Genomic DNA, 21343 nt, shown 5'->3' with positions numbered 1-21343 from the left:
ACCTCCTGCATCAGGTGGACGAGTTCATACTTCACCACGGTTAACGTCCCCTTTTATTTTCCGCCTGCGGTGATAAAAATGAAGTGGATACCAATCACCCTGCTACTGTTTGCTGTTCCCCTAGTTAGTGCAACAAACATAACACTAACCCCGTACAGCGACGGATATGTGGTGGTGAACGTTCAGGTACCTGTTCAGGAGTACACAACACAGGTGGTTATTCCACTGCCCGGGAACTACAGTGATCTCCTCGTCACCGATGAGAACGGGAGCCCACTGCAGTACACGACCCGAAACGGACAGCTGATAATCGAAACCGGGAACGTGGGGATAGTAAACGTGACATATTCGACTCCAGAATTCCTCAAAACTGAGGGAGCCGTCTGGACGGTGACCTTCACAAGCGACGAACCTTTCACGGTGGTACTTCCAAAAGGAGCTGTGCTCGCGGACTTAAGCGATGCCCCACTCTCAATGGACGGAAATACCATCACAATGCCGGCGGGTGAAGTGGCCGTGAGCTATACCTTTGAGAACATGACCACAACATCGATCCAGAGCACGGACGAAAGCCCAGAGGCCAGTGAAAGGGGTAGAATCTGCGGCCCGGCTGTAATCGGACTCTTGACCCTGCTCCCCCTACTTGGAAGGGCAACGCGAAGATGAACCGGGCGGCCCTTTCCAAAATCTTTAAATACCCAACGGTGTTACTCGATGCGATGCCAATGAGGGGGGAGTGTCTTCTCCGTTGGGATATGGACAGGATTTCCCGCTGATTCAAAGAATCCCCCTATTCTTGAGTATAAGCTGGTGCACGTCTCTTTTGCAAAATCGTTGAGGAGGTTTGGCAATGGAAGAACTTAACTTCAAAGCCATTGAGAAGAAGTGGCAGGGCCGCTGGCTGGAGGAGAGAATCTTCGAGCCTGACAGAAACGCAAAGCCCAAGGAAAGGAAGTTCTACATCACGGTTGCCTTCCCGTACCTCTCGGGCCACCTTCACGTCGGTCACGCAAGGACATACACGATTCCCGATGTCATAGCGCGCTTCAAGAGGATGCAGGGCTACAACGTCCTGTTCCCGATGGCGTGGCACATCACCGGCGCGCCGATAGTGGGCATAGCGGAACGCATAAAGAACCGCGACCCTAAGACGATACACATCTACCGCGACGTCTACAAGGTTCCTGAAGAAATCCTCTGGAAGTTTGAGGACCCGAAGGAAATCGTCAAGTACTTCATGAAATCCGCAAGGGAAACCTTCATACGCGCGGGCTTCGGTGTCGACTGGACGCGTGAGTTCCACACGACGAGCCTCTTCCCGCCCTTCAGCAAGTTCATAGAGTGGCAGTTCTGGACGCTCAAGGACAAGGGTCTGGTCGTCAAGGGCGCTCACCGCGTGAGGTGGGATCCGGTCGTCGGGAGTGCCCTCGGGGACCACGACATAATGGAGGGCGAAGACGTCCAGATACTGGACTACGTTATCATCAAGTTCGTCCTGGAGGAAAACGGTGAGGAAATCTACATGCCGGCCGCGACGCTGAGGCCGGAGACGGTCTACGGAGTAACCAACATGTGGCTGAATCCAGAGGCAACCTACGTGAAGGCCAGAGTTAAGCGCGGCGAGAAGGTGGAGACCTGGATAATCAGCAAGGAAGCAGCATATAAGCTCTCCTTCCAGGACAGGGAGATCGAGGTCATCGAGGAGTTCAAGGGCGAGAGGCTGATAGGCAAATACGTAAGGAACCCGGTCACCGGCGACGAGGTCATAATCCTGCCGGCGGAGTTCGTTGACCCGGACAACGCAACCGGCGTTGTCATGAGCGTTCCCGCTCATGCCCCCTTCGACCATGTAGCAATTGAAGACCTTAAGAAGGAGACCGAAATCCTGCTGAAGTACGAGGTCGACCCGCGCGTGGTCGAGGAGATAAGCTACATCTCCCTGATAAAGCTTGAGGGCTACGGCGACTTTCCGGCGGTTGAAGAGGCAGAGAGGCTCGGCGTGAAGAGCCAAAAGGACAAGGAGAAGCTCGAAGAGGCCACCAAAAACATCTACAAGGCCGAGTACCACAAGGGAGTCTTCAAGATAGAGCCCTACGCTGGCAAGCCCGTCCAGGAGGCCAAAGATTTGATAGCGAAGGAGCTCCAGGAGAAGGGCATCGCCGAGATAATGTACGAGTTCGCGGAAAAGCCGGTCATCTCGCGCTTCGGCAACCAGGCCGTCATCAAGATAATCCACGACCAGTGGTTCATCGACTACGGCAACCCCGAGTGGAAGGAGAAGGCCAGGGAAGCCCTTGCCAAAATGACGATTTACCCCGAGAGCAGAAGGGCGCAGTTCGAGGCGGTGATAGCCTGGCTCGAGGAGAAGGCCTGTGCCAGAAAAGTGGGCCTCGGGACACCCCTGCCCTGGGACCCCGACTGGGTCATCGAGAGCTTGAGCGATTCGACCATCTACATGGCGTACTACACGATAAGCAGGCACATGAACAGGCTGAGGGAAGAGGGCAGGCTCGACCACGGGAAGCTCACGAGGGAGTTCTTCGACTACCTGTTCCTAGAGGAGTTCAGCGAGGAGAAGGAGAGGGAACTTGAGGAGAAGACCGGAATCCCGGCCGAGGTTATCCACGAGATGAAGGAGGAGTTCGAGTACTGGTACCCGCTCGACTGGCGCTGCTCGGCGAAGGACTTAATTCCGAACCACCTGACGTTCTTCATCTTCAACCACACGGCGATATTCAGAAAGGAGCACTGGCCAGGGGGCATCGCCGTCAACGGCTTCGGAACGCTGGAAGGCACCAAGATGAGCAAGAGCAAGGGCAACGTGCTGAACTTCATAGATGCCATCGAGGAGAACGGTGCCGATGTGGTGAGGCTCTACATAATGGGACTGGCCGAGCACGACAGCGACTTCGACTGGCGCAGGAAAGAGGTCGGCAAGCTCCGCAGGCAGGTCGAGCGCTTCTATGAGCTGATAAGTGAGTTCGCGGGCTATGAAGCCGAGGAGACCGAACTCAAGGACATCGATAAGTGGATGCTGCACCGCCTGAACAGGGCCATTGAGGGGGCAACTCAAGCGCTCGAGGAGTTCAGGACGAGAACCGCTGTCCAGTGGGCGTTCTACTCAGTCCTCAACGACCTGCGCTGGTACATGAGGAGAACCGAGGGCAGGGACGACGAGGCCAAGCGCTTTGTATTGAGAAAGCTCGCCGAGGTCTGGGTCAGGCTGATGGCGCCGTTCACCCCTCATATCAGCGAGGAGCTCTGGGAGAAGCTCGGCGGAGAGGGCTTCGTCAGCCTGGCGAAGTGGCCCGAGCCGAACCCGGCCTGGTGGAACGAGACCATTGAAGCGGAGGAAGAGTTCGTAAAAAGCTTAATCGAGGACATCAAGGAGATAATCCGCGTGGCAAAGATAGAGGACGCCAAGAGGGCCTACATCTACACCGCCCCGGAGTGGAAGTGGCGCGTTGTGGAAGTCGTCGCGGAGAAGAGGGACTTCAAGGAGGCCATGGCCGAACTGATGAAGGACCCGGAGATGAGGAAGCACGGCAAGGAGATAAGCAGGCTTATCCAGAGGCTAATCAAGGAGAGGGCCTTCGACGTCAAGCGCATCAACGAGGAGAAGGCCCTGAGGGAGGCGAAGGACTTCATAGAGAAGGATCTCGGGGTCGAGATAATCATCAACCCTGAGGAGGACAAGGGAAGGAAGAAAAAGCAGGCGATGCCGCTGAAGCCCGCTGTTTACGTGGAGTAGTATACTCTTTTTCATTCCTTTTCATTGGCTCTTTCTGAGACATTCCGTGTCCGCTCGAATCTTTGAATATATCACAGACCAAACGGTACCGGCCACGATAAAGGAAAAGATGTTTTTCCCAAGATAGTATCCAACGGTAGCACCGAGGAAGGCGAGGAAACCTATGAAATACCTTAGAAAGAGTAACCTGAGAGCTATTTCCCCGCCTCGTTTCCACCCGTAGTCTTTTCGGAGAGCATCTCTTTCCTTTTTGTAGAGATACAGGATATAAGGGCTCATAACAAGCCAGTATAACAATGCAAACCTAAATCCAAACTGTGGGTAGGCTCCAAAAATATAAACAAGAAGGTTTCCGAAGATTAGCCCCTTGAGCAGGTTGTACCGAAAAATAGAAAAACATGGGATCTTCACTTCGCATCACCTTTGATGACCGTTGGACATATGTTTTTAAAGCATGGTGGGTTTGATGGGGGATACTGCCTTTCTATGTAAGCATCATATGAGATTTCAACTTGTGTGCTAATATGTTTTTCCCAGCCTCCTTCTTTGTAGCTTCCGAGAAGTTCCGATATACCCCATGAAACAAGGCCTGATACAACCTTTGATCCTGTTGTGCCGAATAATACCTCCGAAGCCTCCGCCGGGAAAAACAGACTCACTCCAATGGATACAGTTAAGTCAATAGGCTCTGCCCTGCTCCAAGTATGATAGTATAGCTCAAGGGTTGTGAGTTTCATTCCAAGGTACTCCTCTTTCGGACGCACGCCGATATAGACTATCCCCGCCGGAACATCGTCATCAACACGAACCTTAATTTTAGCAAAACAGAACCAGTAGCCATCAACGTATTTTGGATTCAGGTCCAAACTAACCTCTGGAGTTCCTACCATTGATTTATAGTCCTGATAGACGTCTACATACACATAAGGAGCATCATTATCGAAAAGTCTTTTCCAATCCCCATTAATCTTGATTTCCCAGGGAATCTCCACGACCACATAGTCTTTGCTTCCATCAAAAATTTCAGTTGCTCCATCCCAGTACCACCAGTACGCCAAGTAAATAGTCCCATGATAAACATAGGATGAGTACGGATCAAACTCGACATGTAGCTGATCCCTATCACCAAAGTATTGGGGCTGGATAGGATTGTTAGCATATTCTGGAGTTGGTACTGCCATTGCACTCCCAGCAGTCACTCCAACCATCAGCAGCCCCAACAGGACTGCCAACAGGCCTTTCCACTTCATGGGGTCACCTCCCTATGGTTGTCTGCAATGCCTACTGTGCAACTTTCCCTTATAAGCTTTTCCTTTTACTATAAGTAAGTTGTCTTCCTTTTTTTTCGAGTATGAATTTATTCTAACTTGAAATTTCCTCTTAGAACCGTTCAAAAGAAGCCTGGGTAAAGGAGTTGCATGGCAATGCAATCATGCAATATGTAACTAAGATGATGACTCACCAGCGTCAGAGGCCACAATAAGAAGAATTTCAACCCTGCCATTAATTCAACCCCATCTTATAAATCTTTTTCTCCAAAAAAGCCTTAAAGAGAACGTTTTTAACATTTTTCGGTGTTTTCCATGCCTGCTGGAGAGGAAAGGTTTAAGAGAGAAATCCTTTCAAGAATTCCGCTTCGAAACGAGCCGCCTTTACCACCAGATTGGTTGCATTTGGAAATGCTCGAACGCTTCCGAGTCATCCAGTTCGCACCTCTCAAAGAGGGAATGAACGTCCTTGAGATAGGATGTGGAGCGCATGCCTTAACCACAGTTCCGTTAGCGTACCTCGTTGGTGAGCCCGGCCGCGTTGTTGCCGTTGAGCTGAGCAGATGGCGCTTTTTTGAGGGGATAACCTCCTTGGCGGGCCTAAAGCACCGGATAATCCCGCTCAAAACCGATGCGAGAGAGCTTCCCTTTCCCTTTAAAGCCTTCGATTTGGCAGTCCTCGTCCACGGCGTGAGGAGCCTGAAGAGTGAGGAAACCATCGTTAAGGTCTTCTCCGAGCTGCTCCGCGTTTCGGAAAGGGTTTTCATAGCTGAGAGCCTTTCCATAGCAAAAAACGAGCGCCAGAAAGCCCACCTTGAGCTCTACAACCTGCGCGAGGAAATCTTTGAAGCCCTCTTTGGGAGAAAGGACGACCTGCACTATTTCCCGCTGGAAAAGCTGGGAGAGCTCGTCGAGAGAGCCGGAGGAAAGGTAATCGAGAGCGGAACCTTCGAGCCAGGCCTCCCGCACTATCTCGCCTACATCCCGCGCAAGTACGTGGCACAGATAAAGGACGAAGAAAAGCGCGCCGAACTTCTGGAGCGGTGGGATAAAGCATATGAAAAGTGGAAGAAAGGAGCGGAGCATCCGCCGGTGGGGTGGCTCTTGGTGGAGTAATCAGAACTCCCTCTCCACGAGGAACTCGGCGAGGAGCTCTAAATCCTTCCTCGCCTCGCTCTCCGGAAGGACTTTCAAAGCCTCGTTGGCCTCTCTGACAAGCTTTTTCGCGTACTCCGCCGCATAATCAATGCTCCCGTACTTCCTGAGGAGCTCGATGGCCCTGGCCACCTCGCCCATGACATCCTCGTGGATTAAAGCGTCACCCTTTGCATCTCCGGCGTACTTGCCGAAGACCCTGAGGAACTCGGCTTTATCTTCGTCGGTAGCATTGTCAAAGAAGTGGCTCACTATCAGCGTCTTCTTGCCCTTTCTTATGTCGCTCCCGACGGGCTTTCCGAGTTTCTCCTCGTCGGCAATCAAATCCAACACGTCGTCCCAAATCTGAAATGCTATGCCAACGTTCCTACCCCACTTGGAGAGTGCCTTAATGTACTCCTCGTTATCAGTCCCAACTATCGCGCCTATCGTTGCGGAGCCGTCGAAGAGCGCCCCGGTCTTCCCGCTTATCATCCTGAGGTACTCCTCAACGGTAACCTCGTCCCGGGTTTCAAACTCTATATCAAGGGCCTGTCCCTCGCAGAGCTCGTTGGATGTCTTCACAAGGACTTCTAAAATCCTCGCCTTCTTCTCGGAGCTCACCTCAGCCTTAGCCACCGCCTCGAAGGCCTTGGAGAAGAGTAGGTCACCGGCCAAAATCGCCATGTTGACGCCCCAGACCTTGTGAACGGTGGGCCTTCCACGCCTCAGTTCGTCCATGTCCATTATGTCGTCGTGAACGAGGGAGTAGTTGTGAATGAACTCAACCGCGGCGGCGGGATAGAGCGCCTTCTCCGGGTCGCCGCCGACCGCCTCGGTAGCACGGATAACCACGAAGGGCCTGACACGCTTTCCACCGGCGAGCGGGTAGTGCCGTGAAGCCTTGTAAAGGCTCCTTGGATCCCCCTCAGGGATTAGATCAAATATTACCTTATCAACGTTCTTCACAAGTCCCTTGACCCTTGCAAACAGTTCATTGTACTTCCCCATGGTACCACCTCATGAACGATGAAAGTGACAGAGAAAAAAGGGTGCAACGGTTTATCAGCTTTACTCTCAACGTATTTCAACGGTGTAGCCATTCCTTGACACGAAGACATCCCTACCTATAAGGTACCCCTCCTCCTCGGCAAGCTCCGCGTAGTGAGTCAGCATCCTGAACTCCCCGTGTGCCGGAACTATGTTCTCTGGGTTGAGCATCCTGATGAGGTAGCGATGGTCCTCCCTGCTCGCATGTCCAGAGACGTGGAGATCTTTTATCATCCTGACCCCCTTCATCTTGAGTTTCGTCTCAAGGACGTAGCGCTGGGCCTGGTTTAGTGGATTGGGTATAGTACCTGCGGAGAATACCACAGTGTCACGTTTGCCGATATCGTAGATGTCGCCGTTTGCCATCCTTGTGAGGACCGCGCCCGGCTCACCCTGGTGCCCCGTGACAACCAGGAGATAGTTCTCCCTAGCCTGGCTCACCTCTTTTAGAACCTTCTTAACGGCGTTGGGGCTTCTGACTGCGCGGGCACCCTTCATCTTTATGAGGCCCAGCTGCTTTGCTATGCCGGTGTACTTGGCGAGCGAGCGGCCGACGAGAACGGCCTGCCTGCCCATTTTGTTGGCTATCCGGATGAGCTCCTGAAGTCTGGCAATGTGACTGGCGAAGGTCGTGGCTATCAGGCCGTCCGCCTCCATCCCCTCGTAGAGGAAGAAGTCCTCAAGGAGCATCTGGGCAACGGCCTCGCTCGGCGTCTTGGTCGGCTCGGAGACGCGTGTGGATTCTGGTATCAAAACCTTGACGCCCTCCCTACCGAGCTCCTTGAGGCGTTTGTAGTCGGGCTTCTCGCCGAGGGGATTGTTGTTGTCGAACTTGAAGTCGCCTGTGTGGACGACAGCGCCCTCAGGGGTATGGACTATGACCATAGAAGCCTGCGGAATGGAGTGGGTTATCCTAATGAACTCCACGGCGAGGTTCTCACTGACTTGGACGATCTCCCCGAAGTCGGTCTCGTACATAGGGTTCTTGACCTCAAAGTACTGCTCACTCTTAACCTCCCCTTTGGCGAGCTTTATGGTGTAGGGGGTACCGTATATCGGCACATCGGGGTAATGGACCGCGAGCTTCCCAACGGCCCCTATGTGATCGAGATGGCCGTGGGTGAAGGTAATGGCAACGACCTTCTTGTTCCTCAGCATTGAATCATCGGGAATCGCACCAAGCTTCTGTAGTTCCTTCGTGGGGAACTGCTGGATGTTGACATCCTCGTGGATGAGAACCCGGTCGAGCCTTATTCCCATGTCGATTATAACGACCTCTCCGTTGTATTCCACGGCGGTCATGTTCTTGCCTACTTCCTCGTAGCCGCTAACTGTGTAAATCTTTATCATGTTACTTCCTCCTACGCCCCCAAGCCCCTCAAGAGGCATGGAGCTGCGTTGGTCTTAGTTGTTCAGGGGGTTTAAAAAGGTGTGCATTTTCAAGACAAGTCCCCATCCCTGTTCAGATACCACGTTATGGGATCCCAAGGGCTGAGGCAACGACCAATCCCGTAGGTATCCACCATATCCCCTCCCATTTATAGAACGGAACATCAACCGCTAAATAAGTAACGGCCCAGCCACCAAAGGCACCGCCGAGAAAGAGAACGTTCTTCATGGGCGTGGTTTTAAACTTCGTAACTACTACAGCGATGGAAGAAACCGCAATGGCCACGGCCATCGTAAAGGGATTCCACGTCACCATGAATCCCTCAAGAAAACTCAGCAGGAGATCAAACCTTTTCATATTGTCCACCTCAGGTAGATAACGGCATTCTATTCGACACGCTATCAATCCACAGACCCAGTGCGAGGGAAAGAGCGAGCAACATGAAGGTAACACACAGCTGAACCTTAGAGATCATCCCCCTCCTGTAAGTGTCGTACGCCCTGAATGCCCCTAGCAGGACAAGCGTTGCGAAGGAGACAGACATCAGATGATGGTGTATAAAGTACTTCCTTGAGTAAAAGAATAAAAGGAGGAAAAAGGCCAAAGTACCAGCTATGATACCATCCCAAAGGTGGGACTTCATAGTATCACCCTTTCCATTTTGTTTATCCCTGTAAAAAATTATGCTACAGGTATCCATCCAGTACCATGGGCATTCACCCAGTCATGGGCAACCTTGGAGATTGCTCCTGCTATCGCCTCGTTAGTTAGGCCGACTACTCCTGGAATCTCCATACGGGGGAGGAAAACATACTTCTTTCCGGTTTGTTCATTGTATCCATAAGCCGTAAATGTAGAGGCCATGTTATATAGAGGAACCCATGGATAGTAATAATCGTTCTCAAGAACCATCCATATGTATTGCCAGTTGGTAGACTCATAGTAAGATAACATTTCACTGCCTTCATAGGTAATAGTTAGTCCAGTAGCAGTTAATGCAGCTCCTATAGCAATGGAGACAGGATTTGGAAACTTTATAAGGGTAGTTCCAAAGCCTATGATTGCTATTGCATATCCGGAGTTTATGCCAATACTTCCCCATTTGTCATAGAACTCCTGAGCCTTAGAGCCCGTATAGAGCCAGTTGAACTTATCTACTTCACCATAAGTTATGTCCCACCGCACAACGTGAACCTTGAGGTAATTGATGGTGACCCTAACTTGCTCCCTGCTACAATAACCGTAGCAATTATAACCAGTGGTTATACTCGTAGTATAGTAGCTTTTTTGTTGGATGTTAAACCTAGTAACAATATCGCTCTGATGAGTTAAACCCAAATCTATAACACTCCTCTGGATTTTAATAATCTCCCTAAGTTCTCTTAATGCGATTGGGTCTTCTTTAAGGAACTCTGCAAATATTTTTGTTAACTCTTTCTGATTAAGGGATTTTGAAAGTCTGCCGTAGTGCGTGTTATACCATTTAAGAAACTCACTATTGAGAGCGCGCTCGTGTAGTTGGAAGCTACTCCTAAATGCCTCCAACTGATTGTTGCTTAGATCACCTACCTGCAATGCGCTGGCACTTCCAGCCGTCACTCCAAGCAGGAGCAGTCCAAACAGGACTGCGAACAATAGCTTCCACCTCACGAGGTTCACCTCCATTGGTTGTCCGCAACCAACACTATGCAACTCTACCTTATAAATTTCTCCATTTAATTAAAGTAAGAATTATTCATTTTTTTCTAGTATGAATTTATTCCAACACATGTTTCTAGCTTAGAACTAGTCAAAAGAAGCCAGAGTAAAGGAGCGAACAAAAACGAGCATTAGAAAGCAGAAAAATTAAGCTTTTCTCGGCCTTGCTCTGAGAAACTCAGCTAAGTCAATCCTCCCCTCAAGCCACTCCCTCGTGAAGCCCGTAACCACGAGCGGAACCCTCCTGAGCTCCTCGACGTTTCTAACTCCGACGAGGAACATAGCGTTGCGAATCTCCTCGATATAACGCTGGAGGACTTTGATTACACCATCAACGTCACCCTTCACGGCCGGCCGGAGGAGAGGCAACGCAACGCCGGCGAAGGTAGCTCCCATGGCTAAAGCCTTCGCCATCGTTATCCCGTCTCTCATTCCCCCGGTCGCTATGATGGGCAGGTCAGTTGCGTATCTGACTTCAGCAACGCTTAAGGCTGTTGGAATGCCCCAGTCCCAGAACTTCAAAGCCAGATTTTTGCTCCTCTCATCTTTAGCTCTGTAATACTCCACACCGCTCCATGAAGTCCCACCAAGGCCGCCGACGTCTATAGCGTCTATACCGATGCCCTCAAGCCTTATCGCGACCTCCATCGAAACGCCGGCGCCGGTTTCCTTCGCTATAATCGGATAGGGGAACCCGGCCTTGAGTTCCGCCAGGGCATTCAAAACGCCCCGGTACTGCGTGTCTCCCTCCGGCTGGACGCTCTCCTGGAGCGGGTTCATGTGGATCGCCAGAGCGTCCGCCTGAATCGTCTCGACGGCCTTTAAAGCCTCATCAATGCCGTACCTGTCAGGCATTGTCTCGGCGAACTGCGGTGCCCCGAGGTTACCTACGAGGAACACATCGGGAGCGACGTCTCTAACATAATAGCTCTCCCAAGTTTCGGGCTTCCTTATCATCGCCCTCTGGCTGCCAACGCCCATTGGAATGTTGAGCTCTTGGGCGGCTTTAGCGAGGGTCCTGTTAATTTTTCCGGCGAGCTGGGAGCCCCTCGTTCCGCCGGTCATTCCAGCTATGAAAATCGGGTAGTCGAACCTCCTCCCAAGGAACTCGACGCTGAGGTCTATCTCGTCCTTATCAATCTCAGGCAGGCTCATGTGGACGAAGTGCACCTCCTCAAAACCGTTGGAAACGTGGGCCTGAACGTTTCTCTTCAAGCAGTGTTCGATGTGCTCGAACTTCCTGATGATCGTGAGCTCCTCCTTGTCAAAAGCTTCCATTCACACCACCGATTAAAAAAGGAGGGAAGGGTTAATAGATTTTTGGCTACTCAGTCGCGGCTTCTATGAGTGCCCTCATGTGTATCTCGGCGGTATCAAGAACGTCAACATCGACGTCCCCCGCCTTTACCGCCAGTGGGAGTTCAGTACAGCCAAGTATAACAGCCTCAATACTTTCTCCCCTAGAGTAGCGATCTATAAGGTCAAGAAGCCAGGGCTTGCTCTCCAAGTTCTCGAACATTAGCTCCTCAAAGATTATCCTGTCGATCTCGTCCACCTCCCCATCACTAGGTACCACGACCTCGAATCCCCGTCCCTCAAGGACGTCCCTGTAGAAGCGCATCGTCGTGGTCGTCTTAGTTCCAAGGAGAAGAAGCCTGCGAAGCCCCTTCTTCTCGGCCTCCCGTGCCACGGCATCGATGATGCTGATCATCCTAGCGCCAACCGCTTTCTGAACATCCGGAAAAACCAGATGCGGTGTGTTGGCTGAAATCCCAATTACCTCCGCACCTGCCCTTTCAAGGGGCTTCGCGGCGTTTATCAGCATCTGCTTCCGTCCCTTCCAGCCTTCGGGATTCTCCCTAAACTCCTGAAAGTTCATGGAGTATACAACGAGCTCCGGGAAGGAATATGGGCCGAACCTTTCACGGGATATCTCGATGTATTTCCTATAATAATACAACGTGGACTCCGGGCTCGTACCACCGATTATGCCTATCCTCTTCATCGTAATCACCGTAGAGGATAGGACGGATCTGTTAATAACTTCACCGCTGACGTATGCATCAAGCATGTAAGACCTGTTCAGAGCCTCTGATTCTCCAGCCTTACTCCATGACCCTCCAAGAACTTTACGGTCTCATCAACTTCCTCTCTGGATTCCCCGAAGAGGATGATACCGATGTACCTGCCAAAGCCCTTTGGCGAGGAGTGTATCCTGACGTTGAATCTCTTTAGGGCCTCCTTGAGAAGTGGAGCCAGCTTAGACTCGTCCGTTATCTCCGCCAAAAACTTCGCCTGGATGAAATTTCTACCGCCAATCTTCGGTAGAACCTCCCGCTCGAACATGGCCTTCATCTCTCTAGGCATCCCCGGAAGGACAAATATCATGACGCCATCCTGTACGATGTACGCCCCTGGAGCGGCGCCTACTGGATTGGCGAGTGCTTCGGCACCCTCCGGCAAGTAAGCCATCTTTTTTCTGGCCTCGTTTATCTCCGGATCGTTAACAAATCCCTCCTCGTAAAGTTTCCGGTAGAATTCCTTTATAAGCCGAAGGGATTCCTCTCTCAGTTCCATGGGTCGATTAAGCGCCTTTGAGACGGCTAACATTGTAACATCGTCGTGAGTCGGTCCCAAGCCCCCAGCCACCACAAGAACCGCCGGTTGTCTTCCAAGTGCTTCCCTTACGGCCGCGACTATCTCGTCCACGTCGTCCGCCACTGTGGTTATCCTGCGCACCCAGTATCCCCTCTCCGTGAGCCCCCTTGCGATGAAAGCGGAGTTGCTGTCAACGGTGTTGCCGGTTAAGAGCTCATCCCCAACAGTTATGATCTCAGCCAGCATAGACTCACCTCCTCAGTCTGGTTCCGGATCCCTGCCCCGCAATGGCCCCCCCAAGCCTGCCAGGGATTCTCCCGTTGACGAACCAGACTTCCGAATACTCGGCTATCTCTCTGGCCTTCAGGAGCTTGTTGCAGATGCCACCGGTTACGTCGGTTCCCTCCACCGTGCACCTCAGCCTCTCAAGAAGGGGTTCGATGTCCTCTACGGTTAGATCCTGGATTATGCCCCCTTCCCCCGGGGAGCCATCGTAGATCCCATCAACGTCCATTAGAAATATCACCTTCTCCGGCCGGAACATCTTGGCGAGGTACGCTATTATCTGGTCACCTGAGAGTATCTCCACGCCCTTCGCTAGGTCGACCGATACGTCGCCGAAGAGAACGGGAATGAAATTGAGCTCAAGAAGCTTCTTAATGACCTCAACGTCCCCGTAAGCAACTTCGCCCCCTTCCGTAAGGAAAACCGAGGAGCTGGAGACCGAAAAAGCGGGGAGGTGCTGGGACAAAAAAGCCTCTACAATGCGGTCGTTTACCTCCAGCATCGCCTGGTGGGTCAGTGAAAATCCCACCCTTTTGAAGTCGGAATCCGGCTCGATGCCCTCCCGGATACGGTACTGCTGGGCGAGAGGGTGCCCAAAGCTACCGCCGCCATGAACTACTATTATCTCGTTCTCGGGATAGAACCCTCCGAGTTCGGACGCTATCTCCCTGACGACGTCCTCCCTGAAGGACTTGGGGTCGCTCTTATCGCTGAAGACGCTCCCACCGATCTTCACAATTATCATCTTTCAACCTCCTCTATCCTCAACCCATCCCGGCTTATTCTGGTTATCATCGGCGTGCCACCCGCGATCTTTATCGCCGTGGCCACCTCACTCTGCCTCTTCGGGGCGAGCGCGTACATACAGCCCCCCCCTCCAGCCCCGGTTATCTTGGCGCCCAGTGCACCGGCAACTCTGGCCGCGTAGACAAGCTCACTCAGTTTTTTGGTGGAAACTCCAAGGGCATCCAGAAGACCATGGTTAACGTTCATAAGCCTGCCCAAGAGCCCGAACTTGAGATCGACCCCGTGTTCGCCGGTGATGACGTCCTTCGCCTTCCCAACCAGCATACCCATGGAGTTCAGGATCGGCCCGATAACTTCCGGCATATCCTCGTAGCTCTCGCGAACCATTGCAACCAGCTCTTTCGTAGAGCCACTTGAGCCGGTGTAGCCAACCACGAGTGGGAGCTCCATGAAGGGAAGGTGCTCAAAACTCCCGTTCTGGTAGTGTATAAAACCACCTATGGCCGAGACCGTCGGGTCTATACCACTCGACGCGCCCTGAACCAGCAGCTCAACCCTGTGACCCAGCTTCCCCACCTCCTCAGGGGACAGCTCAAGGCCGAAGAGCCGGGATACCGCGCCGATTGTCGCAACCGCAACCGCCGCCGAAGAACCAAGGCCCGCGCCAACGGGAATCTGAGATGTTATCGAAACTGTCACGCCCTTTCCGCTCCTGTCAGATTCCTCCCTCACAAGCTCTATCGCCTGCCTGACGTAGCTAAGTACCTCTGCAGCCTTGCCGTAGTCGCTCTCGAAATATATCTCATTCTCAGAGAACGAAACTATTAGCCCCGGGGTTTTAATGTCCCGAGCTTCTATTTTTATCCTTCTGTTTTCGTTGAATCGTGCCGTTACGTAAGTCCTCAGGTCTATGGCGGCCGCTATTGCAGGCTTCCCATAAACCACGCTGTGCTCGCCGAAGAGAATAATCTTAGCCGGTGCGGATGCAGTGACTCTCATCTCACCACCGCATCCAATTTCACCCAGCCTCCTAATAAACCTTAACCGAGGGAGTGGTTCAATGTTCTAAAAAAACAGGCGCTTTCTGGTTGTAATAATAAAAAAGGGGTTGATAAAGTATTATCGGAAAGATTATGCTTTTAATAAAATACTATCGCATGATCGGGGCTCCCTGTGAGGATTTTAGCAGCAAAGTATATAAGGGGCTTGGATCAGGAAAATATAGTAACAAAAAGGTAGAAATTCACTGGGGGCGATATAATGGTGGAGGACAGGCTTCAGGATATAGCCCAAAAGGCAAAGCATATGAAAGCAGAAGACGTCCTGAGGTACCTAAACGTTGATCCCAAGACCGGTCTCAGCGAAGAGGAAGTCAAGCGCCGCCTTCAGGAGGTCGGCCCCAATGAAATCCCGGAGAAGAAGGTAAGCCCGCTCAGGAAGTTCCTCTCGTACTTCTGGGGACCGATTCCATGGATGATAGAGATAGCTGCGGTTCTCTCGGCAGTGGTGCGTCATTGGGAAGACTTCTGGATAATCCTCAGCCTCCTCATAATCAACGGTGTCGTGGGATTCTGGCAGGAGCACAAGGCAGAGAACATCATGGAGTACCTCAAGCAGAAGCTGGCCTTAGAGGTCCGGGTCCTCCGGAACGGCCAGTGGAAGACGATCCCCGCGAGGGAACTCGTGCCTGGTGATATAGTAAGGCTCCGCATGGGCGACGTGATCCCCGCCGATATCAAGCTTATAGAGGGGGACTTCCTGACGGTGGATGAGTCCGCCCTCACTGGTGAGAGCGTCCCGGTGACGAAAAAGGCCGGTGCAGTGGTTTACAGCGGTTCAATAGTCAAGCGCGGTGAGATGACAGGCGTCGTTGTGGCCACGGGAATGAGCACGTACTTCGGAAGAACAGTCCAGCTCGTGCAGACCGCCAGAACGACGAGCGAATATCAGAAACTCGTCATCAACATAGGAAATTACCTGATTGTGCTTAGCATCGTGATGATAAGCATAATGTTCATAGTGGAGCTCCATCGTGGAAAGCCCTTCCTGGACCTCCTCCGGTTTGCTCTCGTCTTAACGGTAGCAGCGATTCCAGCGGCGTTGCCGGCGGTAATGAGCATCACAATGGCCATAGGGGCATACGAACTGGCCAAGAAGCAGGCCATAGTCACAAAACTCGTCGCGATAGAGGAGCTGGCCTCGGTGGACACCCTGTGCGCGGACAAAACGGGCACCCTCACCAAGAACCAGCTCACAGTCGAACAGCCTGTTTCATGGAACGGATTCAGCGTTGAAGACATGCTGTTCTACGCCGCCCTGGCCAGCAAGGAGGAGAACAAGGACCCCATAGACCTCGCAGTACTAAAGGCAGTTAAGGACAAGGAAAAACTCAGGGGATGCAGACAGCTGAAGTTCGTGCCCTTCGATCCGGTCATAAAGCACACTGAAGCTGAGGTGGAATGCGATGGAAGGCACTTCAAGACGGCCAAGGGCGCCCCCCAGGTTATACTCAAAATGGCGAAAGCAGACGAGAACCTCACAAGGGAGGTTATGACAAAGGTGGAGGAACTTGCCAAGAGGGGATACAGAACCCTTGGGGTCGCCGTTGACCTTGGAGACGGCTGGAGATTCGTGGGATTGATACCGCTCTTCGACCCGCCACGCGATGACTCTGCTGAGACCGTCAAGTTCCTTCAGAGAAACGGGATACGGGTTAAGATGATAACCGGCGACCATATAGCGATAGCCAGAGAGATAGCCAAGATACTGAGCATAGGGACAAAGATACACACGGCGGAGGAGCTTGAAAATGCTAGGGAACACGAACTTATGGGACTCTGCGAGGAGGCAGATGGCTTTGCCCAAGTCTATCCCGAGCACAAATTCAGGATAGTCAAGGCGCTTCAGAAGGCGGGCCACAAAGTCGCCATGACCGGTGACGGCGTCAACGATGCCCCCGCCCTGAAGCAGGCAAACGTGGGGATAGCAGTCTCCGGGGCAACGGACGCTGCCAGGGCGGCCGCAGACATAGCTCTGCTGGCACCAGGTATAGGCACCATCAAAAACGCGATCGTTGAGGCGAGGAAGATATTCCAGAGAATGCACAGTTACGTTATCTACCGCATTACGGAGACCATAAGGGTCCTGTTCTTCATAACACTGAGTATACTGGTCTACAACTTCTACCCGATAACCGCGGCCATGATAATACTCCTGGCGCTCCTCAACGACCTTCCAATAATCACGATAGCGTACGACAACGTCAAGATCAACCGCTGGCCAGAGAAGTGGAACATCAAGGAAGTCCTAACCGTGTCCACCATCATAGGCAGCATGGGGGTCATAGAGACCTTCCTCCTGCTCGTGATAATGGTGGACTACTTCCACATTTCACTGACCACGTCGGCGGGGCTGGCACTTCTTCAGAGCCTCATCTTCCTTAAATTGGCCGTTGCCGGCCATCTAACCATATTCGTCACCAGGACAAGGGGACCGTTCTGGAGCATAATACCGGGCAAGTGGCTCCTCTGGAGTGCTGTAGGAACAAAGCTACTCGCCACGTTGATGGTAGCATACGGATGGGGTGTCACGGCAGCTGGCTGGAAATATGTAGCCTTCGTTTGGGTCTACTGCCTGATATGGTTTGTCATAGAGGACTTGACCAAGAGGGCCGCCTACAGGTTCTTCAGCTGGAAGGTCAAGCGCCAGCACCACAAGGCGGCCTTCTGAGGCATTATCTTTCCCATTTTGTGACATTTTTGAAAAGATGGCAAAAGGGATAAGATCACTTCCACATCGCGATGCTCGCATAGCCGACAACCGCCTCGGTACTCCTGCTGATCTCGTAGCTCGTTGTGTAGTGGAGCAGCTCCGCCTCAAGCGCTCCAGCAAGGCGGGAATAAACCATAGCAGTCCCAACTCCACCGGGCCCGCACATGGTGTGGTCCATCTCGCGGAGCTCCCCGAACATGCCCCCAACGTCGAAGTCGAGGATTCTCCTTATCACCCTGAAGTCCCACTCCTTTATCCTGTGGGGAAGCTCATCGGCTCTGGCCCTGAAGGGTACGTAGCCGTAAACCGGACCGTAGTGCATGAAGTCCGTGCTGGCAATAACGAGGACGTCCCTGCCGAGCTCCTTAGAGGCTTCAAGGATAGCTTTTCCGAGGTCTTTGGAAACCTCCTCATCCTGAATGCCGAGGGCTATCGGCACGATTTTGACTTCCTTCCCAGCTTTTTCAGCCAGGTACTGGATGAAGGGAAGCTGAACCTCTATCGAGTGCTCGTATTTGTGGGCCAGCTCGTCTAAATCCGCTATACCCGAGAGCTTGGCTATTGCCTTTGCCATCTCGGAATCAACCCCGACGTCACCGAGCGGTGTGCGCCATTTTCCGGAAGGATAGATTGCTATCGGTGAACCGAGGCCGGTATGGTTCGGCCCGAGGATTACGAAGGTCTCGGGCAGGCCGTCCTCAAAGATAGCCTTGTATGTTCTCGAAGCCGTGTAGCCCGAGAAGACGTAGCCTGCATGGGGTGCAACGCCGGCTGTTATCCTTCTCTCGCTGCCCTCCTCTCCGAGGTCGCTGAAGAACTCCCCCAGCATCAGCACGAGGTCTTCACCCGAAGGGTAGAAGCTGCCAGCGACGGCAGGATACCTTACCTCCATGATCTCACCCCCAAAGATTAATCACCCTCAAGGTCTAAATACCTTAGGTCAGTTTGAGGCCCGAGCCGGTGAGCGGGAGGAGAACCCTTGAGCCAGGTAGCAGAAAGCCGCTCTCCTGGAGCTCCCACAGAGCAGCTAAGACAGTTGCAGACGTCGGTTCCACTATGAAACCCTTCCCCCGGAGCCATTCTAAAGCCCACTCTATTTCAGAATCCTCGACGCTTACGCAGGTCCCTCCGGTTTCATCAAGAACTGCCCTCATCTCCTCCAGTCGTGGAGGCCCGGTTATCGCTATCCCTTCCGCGAGGCGGCTTTTAACCGACGAACGCTCGCAGAGGCTTTCGTAGCCGGAAGTTTGAACGGCAACGAGCCTCGGAAGTTCATCAACCACCCCATCTTCATAAGTTCCGAAAATCCTTTCCAGATGCCGAGGAAGAGCGTCCCGCTGCCCACCGGTGATAGGACGTAGTCGGGAACGCCGAGTTGCTCAAAAACCTCAAAGGCAATAGTCTTTGTTCCCTCAATGAAGTAGGGGTTGAGCCAGTGGGAGACGTAGATAATCCCGCTCTGCTCCGCGAACTCTTTAGCTTTTTTGTGAACGGCCATCCTGTCGCCGTCAACGAAGTGCATCACCGCCCCAAGGCGCTGGAGGAGTGAGAGCTTTCCGGGACTTGTATCGTAGGAAACGAACGTGTGAACCCTTATTCCCGCGGAGAGTCCGTAGAGGGCAAAGCTTAGAGCCGCATTTCCGGAGCTGTCGAGGACGACCTCGGTGATGCCTTCCTCCCTCAGCTTCGCCACCGTCACGTAGGTGCCCCTGTCCTTAAAGGAACCACTCGGCTGGAGGTATTCGAGCTTGAAGAATCCACTGACCTGGCCGATGCGAAGGGGACTCACTGGGGTTATCGCCGGCGTTGCTGGAGGGAGGTAACCTTCTCCCACCGGAAGGAAATTTAGGTAGCGCCGCATATCGATATGGGGCCTGAGGCTACCAAAGAAATCGACGTAGTCCCTCTCCACAAACAGAGTGCCGCCGCAGTCACAGGTCAGGCGAAACGTCTCAGGGTGCACTTTTCCACAGTGTGAACAGACGAGCATGGTACCACCCAAGGCTTTTTAGGACATGCGTTGATATCTATGGCACAGGGAATAAAAAGGTGGTTGCCATGGTTGAGAAGTTCGTTTCAGCCGAGAGACCCCAGACGAGGGAGGGCTACCAGTACCACATCGCCTGCAAGCCGGGGGACGTTTCGAGGTACGTCCTGCTCCCCGGCGACCCGGAGAGGGTGCCGAAGATAAGTTCACTCTGGGATGAGGCGAAGGATATAGCCTTCCACAGGGAATACAGAACGCACACGGGGGAATACAAAGGCGTCCCGATAAGCGTTACCTCCACCGGAATAGGTGGGCCTTCAACTGCCATAGCCGTTGAGGAGCTGGCCGCGATAGGAGCTGATACATTCATAAGGGTCGGTTCTACCGGCGCGATACAGCCGGGAATGGAGATAGGAGACCTGATTATAGCGAAAGCGGCGGTTAGGCTCGAAGGAACTTCGAAGCAGTACGTTCGCGTAGAGTATCCCGCGGTTGCAGACCTTGAAGTCACCCTCGCACTGATTGAAGCGGCGGAAACCCTCGGAATACGCTACCACATCGGCATAACCGCATCAACCGACAGCTTCTACCTCGGCCAGGGGAGGCCCGGATTAAACGGCTACTTCCCGAGCTTCGCAAAGAACATAATGGACGACCTGAGGCAGGCCAACGTCACCAACTTCGAGATGGAGGCGGCGACGCTCTACACCCTCGCGAACATATATGGACTGCGCGCAGGATGCGTCTGTGCGGTCTTCGCCAACCGGATAACCAACGAGTTCGGAAAAACTGGTGAGAGGGAGGCCGCCCTCGTTGCCAGCGAGGCCGTGAAGATACTCGCCGAGTGGGACGAGGAGAAGGAGAAGGCCGGGAAGAAGGTGTGGTTCCCAGGACTGAGAAGGGTTTGACACAGGGTTTCGGTTCTGTTATATTCTTTCGGAGACGTCCTACGGAGAGTTCTTTTCCCTTTATTGGTGCCCTTCTGGCGCCGTTTGGAATTGAAAACATCTAACAGAGGGATGACAACTTAAAAAGCAAAACCCACTCAAAAACAAGAACTTTATAGAAAAGGCACCAATCTCCCGCCAGCGCTCCTTGGGAAAGAAGCTTTTTCCAAAGGCTCCACCCAAGTTCGTAGCTCTTCACCCGAAGGCTTGGATTAAAAGATCTTGCCCCCAAGCCCTCACCTTTTTAGAAGAGAACGCATAAGATAAAACCATAATATGTGGTTTACCTCCCTCTTGACACCCAAAGGGCGTCGATTTTAAAGTTAAACCCACACTCAAAGAGCAACTTGAAAAGTTCTCAACTTTGAAACAGCCAATTGATAATAAACCGGGCAGAATTGAGCCCTGAACAGGAGCTACCAACTTTGATGAAACTTTTGCCAAGCAAAAGTTTCTATGGCGCCCCGGCGGGGATTCGAACCCCGGACCTCAAGGTCCGCAGCCTTGCGCCCTATCCAGACTAGGCCACCGGGGCACTGCCCGCTAACCCTTCTAAGGGAGTCTTTATAAATTTAACCGTCTCAGCTCACCGAAAGATTTATAAAGCGCCCGAAGGTGAGTATTCTACGGGCCTGAACTGCGGTGGTAGTCTAGCCTGGTCTAGGACAGCGGCCTGCCACGCCGCTGGCCCGGGTTCAAATCCCGGCCACCGCACCA

General features: G+C 52.7%; 17 protein-coding genes, 2 tRNA genes and 1 pseudogene. 6 read left to right on the top strand and 14 right to left on the bottom strand.

The window, feature by feature from the left end:
• The first annotated feature begins 78 nt into the window (after nt 1–78).
• Nucleotides 79–666, top strand: coding sequence for a hypothetical protein (locus MVK60_RS02685; RefSeq protein ID WP_297436197.1), 588 nt, complete (start codon nt 79–81; stop codon nt 664–666).
• Between the two features lie 184 nt (nt 667–850).
• Nucleotides 851–3751 carry a leucine--tRNA ligase gene (gene leuS / locus MVK60_RS02680; RefSeq protein ID WP_297436195.1) on the top strand — a complete coding sequence of 967 codons (2901 nt, stop codon included), beginning with the start codon at nt 851–853 and terminating at the stop codon, nt 3749–3751.
• Nucleotides 3752–3772: 21 nt separating this feature from the next.
• Here the strand turns inward: leuS and MVK60_RS02675 are convergent, their stop codons facing one another.
• Both MVK60_RS02675 and MVK60_RS02670 read right to left on the bottom strand, forming a co-directional pair.
• Entirely contained in the window at nt 3773–4162 is a 390-nt protein-coding gene (locus MVK60_RS02675; protein ID WP_297436193.1) for a hypothetical protein, read from the bottom strand.
• Complete coding sequence (locus tag MVK60_RS02670) at nt 4159–5001, bottom strand: hypothetical protein (protein WP_297436191.1); 843 nt, start codon at nt 4999–5001, stop codon at nt 4159–4161. The genes MVK60_RS02675 and MVK60_RS02670 overlap by 4 nt, the downstream gene beginning before the upstream one ends.
• A 429-nt stretch (nt 5002–5430) precedes the next feature.
• Here MVK60_RS02670 and MVK60_RS02665 point away from each other — a divergent pair, with 429 nt between their 5' ends.
• On the top strand, nt 5431–6135 hold the full coding sequence (locus MVK60_RS02665) for a class I SAM-dependent methyltransferase (protein WP_297436189.1): 705 nt from the start codon (nt 5431–5433) through the stop codon (nt 6133–6135).
• Here MVK60_RS02665 and MVK60_RS02660 read toward each other — a convergent pair whose 3' ends face one another.
• The 9 genes from MVK60_RS02660 to MVK60_RS02620 all read right to left on the bottom strand — a co-directional run bounded on the left by MVK60_RS02660 (nt 6136) and on the right by MVK60_RS02620 (nt 14920).
• Nucleotides 6136–7164 carry a polyprenyl synthetase family protein gene (locus tag MVK60_RS02660; protein ID WP_297436187.1) on the bottom strand — a complete coding sequence of 343 codons (1029 nt, stop codon included), beginning with the start codon at nt 7162–7164 and terminating at the stop codon, nt 6136–6138.
• A 66-nt stretch (nt 7165–7230) separates the two neighbouring features.
• Nucleotides 7231–8553: an RNase J family beta-CASP ribonuclease gene (locus MVK60_RS02655; protein WP_297436185.1), complete on the bottom strand. Its 1323-nt coding sequence runs from the start codon at nt 8551–8553 to the stop codon at nt 7231–7233.
• Between the two features lie 124 nt (nt 8554–8677).
• The gene (locus MVK60_RS02650) at nt 8678–8950 is read right to left on the bottom strand and encodes a hypothetical protein (RefSeq protein ID WP_297436183.1); all 273 of its coding nucleotides are present in this window, start codon (nt 8948–8950) and stop codon (nt 8678–8680) included.
• A gap of 324 nt (nt 8951–9274) precedes the next feature.
• The gene (locus MVK60_RS02645) at nt 9275–10243 is read right to left on the bottom strand and encodes a hypothetical protein (protein WP_297436181.1); all 969 of its coding nucleotides are present in this window, start codon (nt 10241–10243) and stop codon (nt 9275–9277) included.
• A gap of 195 nt (nt 10244–10438) precedes the next feature.
• Entirely contained in the window at nt 10439–11569 is a 1131-nt protein-coding gene (gene fni / locus MVK60_RS02640) for a type 2 isopentenyl-diphosphate Delta-isomerase (protein WP_297436179.1), read from the bottom strand.
• A gap of 46 nt (nt 11570–11615) precedes the next feature.
• Nucleotides 11616–12296 carry an aspartate/glutamate racemase family protein gene (locus MVK60_RS02635; RefSeq protein WP_297436199.1) on the bottom strand — a complete coding sequence of 227 codons (681 nt, stop codon included), beginning with the start codon at nt 12294–12296 and terminating at the stop codon, nt 11616–11618.
• 77 nt (nt 12297–12373) lie between these two features.
• Nucleotides 12374–13135: a molybdopterin-binding protein gene (locus tag MVK60_RS02630; RefSeq protein WP_297436177.1), complete on the bottom strand. Its 762-nt coding sequence runs from the start codon at nt 13133–13135 to the stop codon at nt 12374–12376.
• A 4-nt stretch (nt 13136–13139) separates the two neighbouring features.
• The gene (locus tag MVK60_RS02625; protein WP_297436176.1) at nt 13140–13919 is read right to left on the bottom strand and encodes an isopentenyl phosphate kinase; all 780 of its coding nucleotides are present in this window, start codon (nt 13917–13919) and stop codon (nt 13140–13142) included.
• Nucleotides 13916–14920, bottom strand: coding sequence for a mevalonate kinase (locus tag MVK60_RS02620; protein WP_297436173.1), 1005 nt, complete (start codon nt 14918–14920; stop codon nt 13916–13918). The genes MVK60_RS02625 and MVK60_RS02620 overlap by 4 nt, the downstream gene beginning before the upstream one ends.
• 261 nt (nt 14921–15181) lie before the next feature.
• Between MVK60_RS02620 and MVK60_RS02615 the strand changes: the two genes are divergently transcribed.
• Nucleotides 15182–17650 (top strand): plasma-membrane proton-efflux P-type ATPase, encoded by a 2469-nt coding sequence (locus MVK60_RS02615; protein ID WP_297436171.1) that lies wholly within the window; start codon nt 15182–15184, stop codon nt 17648–17650.
• Between the two features lie 55 nt (nt 17651–17705).
• Here MVK60_RS02615 and MVK60_RS02610 read toward each other — a convergent pair whose 3' ends face one another.
• Complete coding sequence (locus tag MVK60_RS02610) at nt 17706–18584, bottom strand: MEMO1 family protein (protein ID WP_297436169.1); 879 nt, start codon at nt 18582–18584, stop codon at nt 17706–17708.
• 43 nt (nt 18585–18627) lie between these two features.
• A pseudogene (locus tag MVK60_RS02605) lies at nt 18628–19682 on the bottom strand (pyridoxal-phosphate dependent enzyme).
• Between the two features lie 68 nt (nt 19683–19750).
• Here MVK60_RS02605 and udp point away from each other — a divergent pair.
• A complete protein-coding gene (udp, locus tag MVK60_RS02600; protein WP_297436167.1) occupies nt 19751–20587 on the top strand; it encodes a uridine phosphorylase in 837 nt (278 codons plus the stop codon).
• A gap of 496 nt (nt 20588–21083) precedes the next feature.
• Here udp and MVK60_RS02595 read toward each other — a convergent pair.
• A tRNA-Arg gene (locus tag MVK60_RS02595) sits at nt 21084–21161 on the bottom strand.
• Nucleotides 21162–21265: 104 nt separating this feature from the next.
• Between MVK60_RS02595 and MVK60_RS02590 the strand changes: the two genes are divergently transcribed.
• Nucleotides 21266–21343: transfer RNA gene (locus MVK60_RS02590), tRNA-Gly, on the top strand.

This window comes from Thermococcus sp. (genome assembly GCF_026988555.1).
Classification (GTDB): domain Archaea; phylum Methanobacteriota_B; class Thermococci; order Thermococcales; family Thermococcaceae; genus Thermococcus.
The sequence above is the reverse complement of the archived record's forward strand: the minus strand, read 5'-3'. Positions and strand labels throughout refer to the sequence as shown.

Bases quoted from the DNA above. Each gene is read 5' to 3' on its own strand.
- MVK60_RS02685 (WP_297436197.1), top strand. From the start codon at position 79: ATGAAGTGGATACCAATCACCCTGCTACTGTTTGCTGTTCCCCTAGTT.
- leuS (WP_297436195.1), top strand. From the start codon at position 851: ATGGAAGAACTTAACTTCAAAGCCATTGAGAAGAAGTGGCAGGGCCGC.
- MVK60_RS02670 (WP_297436191.1), bottom strand. From the start codon at position 5,001: ATGAAGTGGAAAGGCCTGTTGGCAGTCCTGTTGGGGCTGCTGATGGTT.
- MVK60_RS02665 (WP_297436189.1), top strand. From the start codon at position 5,431: ATGCTCGAACGCTTCCGAGTCATCCAGTTCGCACCTCTCAAAGAGGGA.
- MVK60_RS02660 (WP_297436187.1), bottom strand. From the start codon at position 7,164: ATGGGGAAGTACAATGAACTGTTTGCAAGGGTCAAGGGACTTGTGAAG.
- MVK60_RS02655 (WP_297436185.1), bottom strand. From the start codon at position 8,553: ATGATAAAGATTTACACAGTTAGCGGCTACGAGGAAGTAGGCAAGAAC.
- MVK60_RS02650 (WP_297436183.1), bottom strand. From the start codon at position 8,950: ATGAAAAGGTTTGATCTCCTGCTGAGTTTTCTTGAGGGATTCATGGTG.
- fni (WP_297436179.1), bottom strand. From the start codon at position 11,569: ATGGAAGCTTTTGACAAGGAGGAGCTCACGATCATCAGGAAGTTCGAG.
- MVK60_RS02635 (WP_297436199.1), bottom strand. From the start codon at position 12,296: ATGAAGAGGATAGGCATAATCGGTGGTACGAGCCCGGAGTCCACGTTG.
- MVK60_RS02630 (WP_297436177.1), bottom strand. From the start codon at position 13,135: ATGCTGGCTGAGATCATAACTGTTGGGGATGAGCTCTTAACCGGCAAC.
- MVK60_RS02625 (WP_297436176.1), bottom strand. From the start codon at position 13,919: ATGATAATTGTGAAGATCGGTGGGAGCGTCTTCAGCGATAAGAGCGAC.
- MVK60_RS02620 (WP_297436173.1), bottom strand. From the start codon at position 14,920: ATGAGAGTCACTGCATCCGCACCGGCTAAGATTATTCTCTTCGGCGAG.
- MVK60_RS02615 (WP_297436171.1), top strand. From the start codon at position 15,182: ATGGTGGAGGACAGGCTTCAGGATATAGCCCAAAAGGCAAAGCATATG.
- MVK60_RS02610 (WP_297436169.1), bottom strand. From the start codon at position 18,584: ATGGAGGTAAGGTATCCTGCCGTCGCTGGCAGCTTCTACCCTTCGGGT.
- udp (WP_297436167.1), top strand. From the start codon at position 19,751: ATGGTTGAGAAGTTCGTTTCAGCCGAGAGACCCCAGACGAGGGAGGGC.